General features: G+C 63.2%; 8 protein-coding genes. 4 read left to right on the forward strand and 4 right to left on the reverse strand.

The annotated features are described in order from the left end of the window. The coding region (locus NKI16_RS33585; protein WP_352924738.1) for an IS256 family transposase at window positions 1–571 on the reverse strand (571 nt) is incomplete at its 3' end. Between the two features lie 776 nt (window positions 572–1347). On the opposite strand from NKI16_RS33585, the gene NKI16_RS33595 reads away from it, so the two are divergent. From NKI16_RS33595 to NKI16_RS33610, 4 genes are all read left to right on the forward strand, one after another. Beyond that, window positions 1348–2106 carry a DUF5131 family protein gene (locus tag NKI16_RS33595; RefSeq protein WP_352924742.1) on the forward strand — a complete coding sequence of 253 codons (759 nt, stop codon included), beginning with the start codon at window positions 1348–1350 and terminating at the stop codon, window positions 2104–2106. 13 nt (window positions 2107–2119) lie between these two features. Continuing rightward, window positions 2120–3322: a three-Cys-motif partner protein TcmP gene (tcmP, locus tag NKI16_RS33600; RefSeq protein WP_352924744.1), complete on the forward strand. Its 1203-nt coding sequence runs from the start codon at window positions 2120–2122 to the stop codon at window positions 3320–3322. Window positions 3323–3480: 158 nt separating this feature from the next. Continuing rightward, window positions 3481–3870: a hypothetical protein gene (locus NKI16_RS33605; RefSeq protein ID WP_352924746.1), complete on the forward strand. Its 390-nt coding sequence runs from the start codon at window positions 3481–3483 to the stop codon at window positions 3868–3870. Continuing rightward, the gene (locus NKI16_RS33610) at window positions 3867–4595 is read left to right on the forward strand and encodes a hypothetical protein (protein WP_352924748.1); all 729 of its coding nucleotides are present in this window, start codon (window positions 3867–3869) and stop codon (window positions 4593–4595) included. The genes NKI16_RS33605 and NKI16_RS33610 overlap by 4 nt, the downstream gene beginning before the upstream one ends. Window positions 4596–4598: 3 nt before the next feature. On the opposite strand, the gene NKI16_RS33615 is transcribed toward NKI16_RS33610, so the two are convergent. From NKI16_RS33615 to NKI16_RS33625, 3 genes are all read right to left on the reverse strand, one after another. Continuing rightward, window positions 4599–5267 (reverse strand): hypothetical protein, encoded by a 669-nt coding sequence (locus NKI16_RS33615; RefSeq protein WP_352924750.1) that lies wholly within the window; start codon window positions 5265–5267, stop codon window positions 4599–4601. 792 nt (window positions 5268–6059) lie between these two features. After that, window positions 6060–7253 (reverse strand): IS91 family transposase, encoded by a 1194-nt coding sequence (locus NKI16_RS33620; RefSeq protein WP_502897066.1) that lies wholly within the window; start codon window positions 7251–7253, stop codon window positions 6060–6062. Window positions 7254–7257: 4 nt separating this feature from the next. Beyond that, window positions 7258–8163: a tyrosine-type recombinase/integrase gene (locus NKI16_RS33625; RefSeq protein WP_352579906.1), complete on the reverse strand. Its 906-nt coding sequence runs from the start codon at window positions 8161–8163 to the stop codon at window positions 7258–7260. Window positions 8164–8327 lie beyond the last annotated feature (164 nt).

The following is an 8327-nucleotide window of genomic DNA, read 5'->3' on the forward strand; positions in this document are numbered from 1 at the left end:
CCTCCCAATCCACGCCGATCGCCACCAGCACCGCCTGGCTGGCGATCACGCCCGCCTCGCGAGCCCGCTCGTAGCGCGCGTCCAAGATGAGATACGGATAGCTTTCCTCGAGCCGCTGCGTGAAGAACGCCTTGAGCGCCTCATCCAGCCGCATCGTCGCCTCGCTCACCGTCGAGGCCGAGAAAGAGTGGCCGCACAATTCCTCCGTCACCGCCTTCACCTTGCGGGTCGAGACGCCCTGCACGTACATCTCGACCAGCGCCGACACCAATGCCTTCTCCGAACGCTGGTAGCGCTCAAACAACTCCGTCGAGAACCGGCCAGCCCGATCCTGCGGAACGCGAAGCTCCAGCACCCCGACCCGCGTCACCAGCTTGCGCTCGTAATAGCCGGACCGGTAACTCGTCCGCCCCGCCGTCCGCTCGCGTTTCTCGGCCCCGATCGCCTCCGTCATCTCGGCTTCAAGAACCTCCTGCACGACACTCTGCAATGCTTGGCGAAAGCCGTCCTCATCCGACAACAGCAACGCTTTCAACTCGCCTCTGCTCAGTCTAACGTCTCGATTGGTCATGGCACTTCCCCTTCCACGGGAATCGGTGATCGCAATGTCACCACCGTGCCATGGCCGCTCGCCCCTCAGAGCAAGCGCCGTTCTCTCTCCAAAACTTTTTGCAGAACCTTCAGCACACTATCAGGATCGATTTGTCCCAGCGATCCAACTCGCCGCTCGGATCGAGGATTGCTTTGCCGATCTTGAGGAACGATGGCCCGATTCGCATGCAACGCCAATTTCGTAGAGTGCCTTCGCTTACCTGGCAGCGATAGCGAGCGACGACTTCGTCAGGGGTGAGGAAGTTCGGGTCAGGCATGGGCACTACAGATAGCGGAGTTGTGCAACACATTGTTGCACCCGCGACCCTGTCGATAGAGACCCGAGGAGAAATGCCGGCGGCGTCATCGCGGACTCCTCGTCGTGAGCCGAAGCTCTCAATAGAGCTCAATGACCGCTTTGCGCCGCATGTCGGCCGTTCCCGCGAACCTTGCCGCTGCCCAAGAGCGGACATTGCTCGGAGTCGGGGTAACGACCTGCGGCACTGGCCGCGGTGAGCAAGAAATCACGCAGGGCGCGAAGGCTGCAGACCGAAATCGGGTGTTCTCAGGCTGTTTCAGATGACAGTGGCACAGACGAGGGCCCCGTGACCTGCGGGTTACGCTTGAAGTTCTTATAAGTGACCGCGGCTTCGTCGACATATCGCCCCACGCAAGACGCGGTCCAACGCCTGAATTAACGCTTCCCTAACCACGCGCGATGCACTATGTGTTCTCTTTATGTTCCAGAGTGAGCACATGGCTGGCACGACAGCAATCGAATGGACCGATGCCACTTGGAATCCCGTCACGGGTTGCACGAAGATCAGCGCGGGCTGCGACCACTGCTATGCGGAACGGTTCTCCGAGCGATTCCGCGGCGTGCCCGGGCATCCCTTCGAGCATGGCTTCGACCTCATGCTCAGGCCAGAACGGCTGCTTGCGCCGCTCTCGTGGAAGCAGCCGAAGATGATCTTCGTGAATTCCATGAGCGACCTGTTCCACAAGGGCGTGCCTTACGCCTTCGTGGACAAGGTGTTCGACACGATGGAGAAGGCCGACTGGCACACCTTCCAGATCCTGACCAAGCGCAGCTCGCGCATACGCGACTACGTGAACAGGCGATACGCGGGTTCCATCGCGCCGCTGCACGTCTGGCTCGGGACGTCGGTTGAGGACGGCTCGAGGAAGTCGCGCATCAGGCACATGCAGGGCATGAACGCCTCCATCAAGTTCCTGTCTGTCGAGCCGCTGATCGGGCCTATGGGCAGCATGGACCTCAAAGGAATCGACTGGGTGATCGTCGGCGGCGAGAGCGGTCCGAAAGCAAGGCCCATGCATTCCGACTGGGTCAGGGAAGTCCGCGACCAGTGCAACGACGCTGGCGTAGCCTTCTTCTTCAAGCAGTGGGGTGGGATAAGGCCGAAAAGCGGCGGTCGAACACTGGACGGCGAAGAGTGGAGCCAGTTACCTTCTGCGAATCAGTCACGGGAAGTCATGACAGTGGGCGGTGGATAGCTAAGGGGACTGGATGGACGACCTTTACAAGGATCGAGAACAGACCGCGGCGAAGCACGTCATACTGAGGCACTACCTGCAGGAACTCGCCCTGATCACCTTGGGCGGCAAGGATACCAGCTATCCGGCCCTGACATACGTGGACGGCTTCTCCGGCCCTTGGGAGTCGCGCTGCGCCGACTATTCCGACACCTCGTTCATGATCGCGATAGGGGTGCTCAAGGACGTCCAGCGCCAGCTTGCGGCCAAGGGCGCCAGGCCGGTCATCAAATGCTTCTTCGCTGAAAAGAAGCGCTCGTCGTTCAGGCAGCTCTATCCCGCGGTGCGCGCTCATCACGACCCCTCCAGCGGCTTCCACGTCGAGACGTTCAACGGCCAGTTCCAGGACGCCATCCCGGATATCATGAGCTTCGCCGAAGGATTCACGCTTACCTTCATCGACCCGACCGGGTGGACCGAATACCCTTTCGACGAGATCTCGGCGCTGCTGACGAGAAGGCCGGGCGAGGTGCTCGTAAACTACATGTACGACTTCGCCGGTCGCTTCACTTCGTGGAACGATCCGAAGATCGTTGCATCCTTCAACGGCATCCTGCGCCCGGGGTGGCCCGAAAGGATCGAAAGGGACCTGCCGCCAGCCGAAGCCGCCGAGAAGCTGTTCCGGCAGGAGTTCAAGGACGCAGGAGGCTTCCAGTACGTCGTCTCCACGCCCATCAAGAAGCTCGCCGAGCGCACCCACTTCTGCCTCACCTATGGCACGCGCCACTGGAAGGGGCTGGAGGTCTACCGCAGCCTCGAGAGGAAGGCGCTCAAGGGACACGATTTCCGGAGGTTCGAGGCCAAGCTCGCCAAGGAGGAGGACGAGACCCGCCCGTTATTCTTCACGGCCGCAGACCTTCATCAGACGGCAACGCTCGACGCGCAGATCGAAAGGGAAAAGCATGCTGCGGCCGAATGGCTCTTGGACGCGCTGCGCATGAAGGGTCGTCCGATTCCGTTTGGGCAGGTGTCCCCTTGGCTCCTGGAGCGTTTCGCACTCACGTTCTCGGAGGCGAAGGATGTCTGCGTGGCATTGGCCGACGCAGGAACTATCCTGCCAACATGGCGAGATGCGGGGCCGCGCAGGAGAAAGCCCGACAAGTCTGACCTGATCACCTTGATCCCGCTCGTAACGAGCGGGGGACAAGTCAGCCTTCCAGCCGTTTCGCCAGCCTGAACGCTGCCATCTCCGACAGCCACTCCTGCACCTGCCTCAGCCGCTCGTGCTCGTCGAAGACGCCGTCACACCGCGTCCGGTGCTCTCATAGCTCGTGCTCCCCTGATGTGGTAAATCGAGTCTCGGTCACCGGCGCGACAGCGACAACGGAGGGACGAATGCTCGACATCGACAGGGAAACTGCAAGCAGGATCATCGATGCGCTGGCGTTGGCGATCGACAAGAAGCCATCTTCGGCGAAGCCGTTCAGCTCGGCGCCTTACGACAGCCTCGCGGTGTACGGCGACTGGGGCCAGGACAATAACGACTCCAAGAACGACACGACCCGGACCCGTGCGCTCTTCCTGTCCTACCTCATCTTTTCGGGCGGAAGGATCCCGCTGCGCGGCATCGAGATGGACGGCACCTGGCACCGCCCGGACATCTGGGTAGCGGGAGCGTTGGTCAAGAAGGGCCATCTGGTAGTCGACGACGACGCCGGCGAATTCCATGTCACGCCGGAAGGCTGGGCATTCGTCGCCGACACGCTCGAAGGACTCAAGAAATGACGCCGCCGCCAGCCAGGTCTCCGGACGGCTGGGGGCAGGACTCGCTGACGGACTACTTCGATAGTTTCCGAGGCAACCAGTTCGCCACTTTCGACAACAAGCGTCCCGCCGTCGCGGACCTGATCAGGATCGACGGCCTGTTCGTTAGGTTCCTGCACGGCGCGACCAATCCCAGGCCGTTCGTGCCCATGACGTTCATGCTGCGCGCGCATGCGGCCTACCGGGCGGCAGCGGGCGCGGTCCTTGCCGGACAGCTCTACGAGGCGCAGGCGATGCTCCGGCTCTGCCTCGAGCATGCGGCCTACGGCTTCTACATCGGCGCCGACAAGGTGCGGTGGCAGCGATGGATGAACCGGAACGACAGCGCGGCCGCGAAACACGCGGTCAGGGACGACTTCACCCACAACAGGATCCGGAAGCACATCAAGGCTGCGGCCGCGACCATCGGCGGCCAGTTCGAACGCCTTTACGAAACGCTCATAGATTTCGGGGCGCACCCGAACGAGCAGGGGTTCTCCATCAATTCCGCTATCCGCAAGGACGGCGAGAACGTCCACTTCGACACGATCTACCTGCAAGCCGACGGGATGCCTCTCGACATGGGGCTGAAGATGACCGGGCAGGTGGGGCTGTGGGCCCTGCATATCATGCAGCTGATCTATGCGGAGCGCTTCGAACTGCAGGGCATACGTGCGGACATCGAGGAAATCCGCACGCGCTTCTGACGCTCAGCCTTCGACGATGATCTTGATCGCCGAAGGGTCGACCCCGAACGTCATGGCCAGGCGCCGCTTCGCCTCGGCGATCGTCAGCGGAACCTCGTCCGCGTCCCCAGACCCTTCAGCCTCCTCGGCGTCATCGGCTTCTTCGGCGGCGTCCCGCTCCCCGGCCTTGATGCTGGAGAGGGGGATGCGCCCGACGGCAGGGTTGTCCAGCCCGATGCCGGCTCCGACGAGAGTCACCGGGCTCTTGGCCTCGAGATCGTACATCGACAGCCAGATGCCGCGGCCGACAGGCATCTTGTAACCGGCGGCCTTCCTGGCAGCGTAGGCGCGGTCGAAACGCCTTCTCATTTCGCTGCCCTCGACGAAGTGGACCTGCGCGAAGCGCGGCGAATCCTTCTCGTCGACGGAGACGGCGACGACCATGTCGGCGCCTTCGAGCGTGCCCCATGCCGTGTCGGACTTGTTCCGCGGGAAGGCGACCCACGTATTCTGCGTCGTCCGGATCGAAGCGACCTTGCTCTCTCCGTCCTTGGTGATGCGTCGGACGCTGGACTTGCCCGCTCCCTTGATGCGGCTGACTTCCCAGCCCTCCTTTTCCAGCGTCATCAGGCCCGCCTTGAACAGCTTGTCGCGGTTGATCACCTTGTCTGGGGTTGAAAAGACGTTGGTCATTTTGTCGTTCCTCTTTCGTTAGGTGAAGACATCTTTCTAGAGGCTGACGACAACCGTGTCAACATTTTGGGAAACGTTCCAGAGAGAAGGACGAGAGAGAAGGGAGAGAGACGAAGAGCCTCTGGCGCGCAAAGCGGGCTGGTAAGGTCTTCTCGGTCCCTCCGGCAGGTGTTTCTCTGCCACCGCCCAAAACTGTGCGACGGATCCATGATCGGCTCGCAATCTGTGCGCTTCTCGTGGATCGCGGCTATGTCAATGCGACCGACTACAAGCCGCCGCACTCGTCAGGCCGGAACTTCGTCGCCGTCCACCGCTTCGCCCCACCCCGCGGCGCTCTCATAATTCGACGCCAAGAAATTACCCAGCCAACGTCGATCCCGCTGGCGGGACACCCCCGCAATACCGACGCACAGCGCAGAGAGGTCCAACCGCTTCATTTCAACGAACGTCCGGAATCTAGCTTCTCGGCCGAGAAGCGGACCGTCCACTTCTGCTGAAGGGTTTCGGGTGCCGTCAGGCGTACGAAAGTCTCTGATGCAGGAACCCGCGGGCCGCAGGCGATTGCCTATGGGGATTTGTGCCTCGGGGTGCGCCAGCGGCTGTCGCGAACTTCTGCATAAGATGCGCCGGGCATGTCGTGGAAGCGGCTTCCGGGCCAGGTCGCAGAGGCTGTTGCGTTGATTCCGACGGGATTGGTGTGCGTGACGACCAGCGCCACGGCAACGTGCACATAAGATCCTGTTGACCGGCGCCGGCGTGGCGCGGTCGTACGAGCAACTTGGTCATGCCGGGTCATGGGGCGTTCTCCCGGTTCGGCGCTCTTGAGGCAGGCGGTGCACGAGGCTGGCCCCACCGTTCGAACCTCTCGATGACGACCATGCGTCCGCCGCAGCAAGGGCAAGGCCGGCGGACGTCAGCCGGTTCTTCCGAAGTGTCGTCTTGGGGCGGCAGATCGACGTTCAGCAGTTCGCGCGCGAGTGCGAGGCTGGCCTTGCGGGCGGAGCTGGCGAGCAGCCCATAGTGACGGATGCGGTGGAACCCACGCGGCAGGACATGGAGCAGGAAGCGGCGGATGAACTCGTCGGCGGCAAGCGTCATGGCGCGCTGGCGCTCGACACCATCGCGGCGATAGTCCTTGTAGCGGAAGGTGACTCCAGCCTCGTCGAAGGCGATCAGGCGGCGGTTCGAGATCGCGACCCGGTGCGTGTAGCGCGACAGGTAGGCGAGCACCGCTTCCGGCCCGGCGAAGGGCGCCTTGGCGTAGACCACCCAGCGCTTGTTCCGGACCGGCGACAGGTGCCGCAGGAAGGCCTGCCGCTCGACGAGACGAGCAAGGGTGCCGAAGAAGGCGAGCCGATCGGCGTCGTGCAGCGCGATCAGCCGGGTGAGGAACAGGCGGCGGAACAACTTGCCCAGTACTCTGACCGGGAGCAGGAAGGCCGGGCGCGACGATATCCAGCGGCTCCCGTCCGGCGCGATGCCGCCGCCCGGCACGATCATGTGGACATGCGGATGGTGGGTCATCGCCGATCCCCATGTGTGGAGCACGGCGGTGATGCCGATGCGCGCGCCGAGATGCCTGGGATCGGCCGCGATCGTCAGCATGGTCTCCGATGCCGCCTTGAACAGCAGGTCATAGACCAGCGCCTTGTTGTGGAACGCGATCTCGGCGACCTCGGCCGGCAGCGTGAACACGACGTGGAAGTATCCGACTGGCAGCAGGTCGGCTTCGCGCTCGGCGAGCCATGTACGCGCGGCCGCGCCCTGGCACCTGGGACAGTGCCGGTTGCGGCAGCTGTTATAGGCGATCCGCCATTGGCCGCAGTCCGCACAGGCTTCGACATGACCACCCAATGCAGCGGTGCGACACTGTTCGATCGCCGACATGACCTTGAGCTGCTGCAGGCTCAGATGCCCGGCGTGGGAGACCCGGTATCCGGGGCCGGCAGCACGGAAGATATCGGCGACCTCCAGGTCGGCGCGCACCGGTTCAGCCGGACGGCGTCTTGCCTTCCATCAGCGCCATCAGCCGGTCCAGCGGCCCTGCGACCGCGTGGATCGTGCGGGTCGAGACCTTGGTGTAGAGCGCGGTGGTATCGAGCTTGCTGTGCCCGAGCAGCACCTGGATGACGCGGATGTCGACATCCTGCTCAAGCAGGTGGGTGGCGAAGCTGTGACGCAGCGTGTGCGGGCTGACGCGCTTGCGGATGCCGGCGACTTCGGCTGCTTCCTGGACCGCGCGATGCAGTTGCCGCGATGAGATCGGCGCGATGCAACTGCGCCCCGGGAACAGCCAGCCATGCGGGAGCATCACCCCGCGCCGCTTGCCTTCGCGCCACCACAGTCGCAGCAGTTCCAGCAGTTGCGGCGAGAGCATGGCGTTGCGGTCCCTGCGTCCCTTGCCCTGTTCGACGCGGATCAGCATGCGTGTCGAGTCGATGTCGTCGACCTTGAGATGCGCGACCTCGGACACGCGCAGACCGGCGCCATAGGCGACACCGAGCGCGGCCTTGTACTTGATGCCTGGCGCCGCTTCGAGCAGCCGCGCCGCTTCCTCGACGCTCAGCACCTCGGGCAGCTTGCGCGGATACCGGGTGACCACCAGCGCGCGCGCCAAATCGCGCCGCTTCAGCGTCACGGTGAACAGGAACCGCAGCGCCGAGACCGCGCCGTTAATCGTCGCAGGACCGACGCCGTTCTCATGCTGATACAGCTGGAAGCGCCGGATGTCCTCGGGCGCTGCGGTGTCGGGCGCGCGGCCAAGGAACGCGGCGAAGCGCCGGACATGACGAACGTAATCCTGCTGCGTATGCGGTCCCAGGCCCCGCATCAGCATGTCTTGCTGCATGCGCTGGCGAAGTGGCGTGATCGGAGCGTCGGTCGACAAGGTAGCCATGGCAAGTTCCTTTCGTTGAAGGGAACTCCATGGTCGGATCGCAGGCTTTACCTGCTCAAGGCCTATGAATACGCGTCATCTCAGAACCAGGCGACCCTCCCGCGAAGCGGGTCGTCTAATCGCTCGACCGTCAAGGGGGTGAGTGCAAGGCCGTCGTCCTTTCT

Source organism: Mesorhizobium sp. M0698 (assembly GCF_040320455.1).
In the GTDB taxonomy this organism is placed as follows: Bacteria; Pseudomonadota; Alphaproteobacteria; order Rhizobiales; family Rhizobiaceae; genus Mesorhizobium.

What these genes read in the sequence shown, in the direction of transcription:
- NKI16_RS33625 (WP_352579906.1), bottom strand. Translation starts at nt 8,163, where the DNA reads ATGGCTACCTTGTCGACCGACGCTCCGATCACGCCACTTCGCCAGCGC.
- NKI16_RS33610 (WP_352924748.1), top strand. Translation starts at nt 3,867, where the DNA reads ATGACGCCGCCGCCAGCCAGGTCTCCGGACGGCTGGGGGCAGGACTCG.
- NKI16_RS33605 (WP_352924746.1), top strand. Translation starts at nt 3,481, where the DNA reads ATGCTCGACATCGACAGGGAAACTGCAAGCAGGATCATCGATGCGCTG.
- NKI16_RS33595 (WP_352924742.1), top strand. Translation starts at nt 1,348, where the DNA reads ATGGCTGGCACGACAGCAATCGAATGGACCGATGCCACTTGGAATCCC.
- tcmP (WP_352924744.1), top strand. Translation starts at nt 2,120, where the DNA reads ATGGACGACCTTTACAAGGATCGAGAACAGACCGCGGCGAAGCACGTC.
- NKI16_RS33615 (WP_352924750.1), bottom strand. Translation starts at nt 5,267, where the DNA reads ATGACCAACGTCTTTTCAACCCCAGACAAGGTGATCAACCGCGACAAG.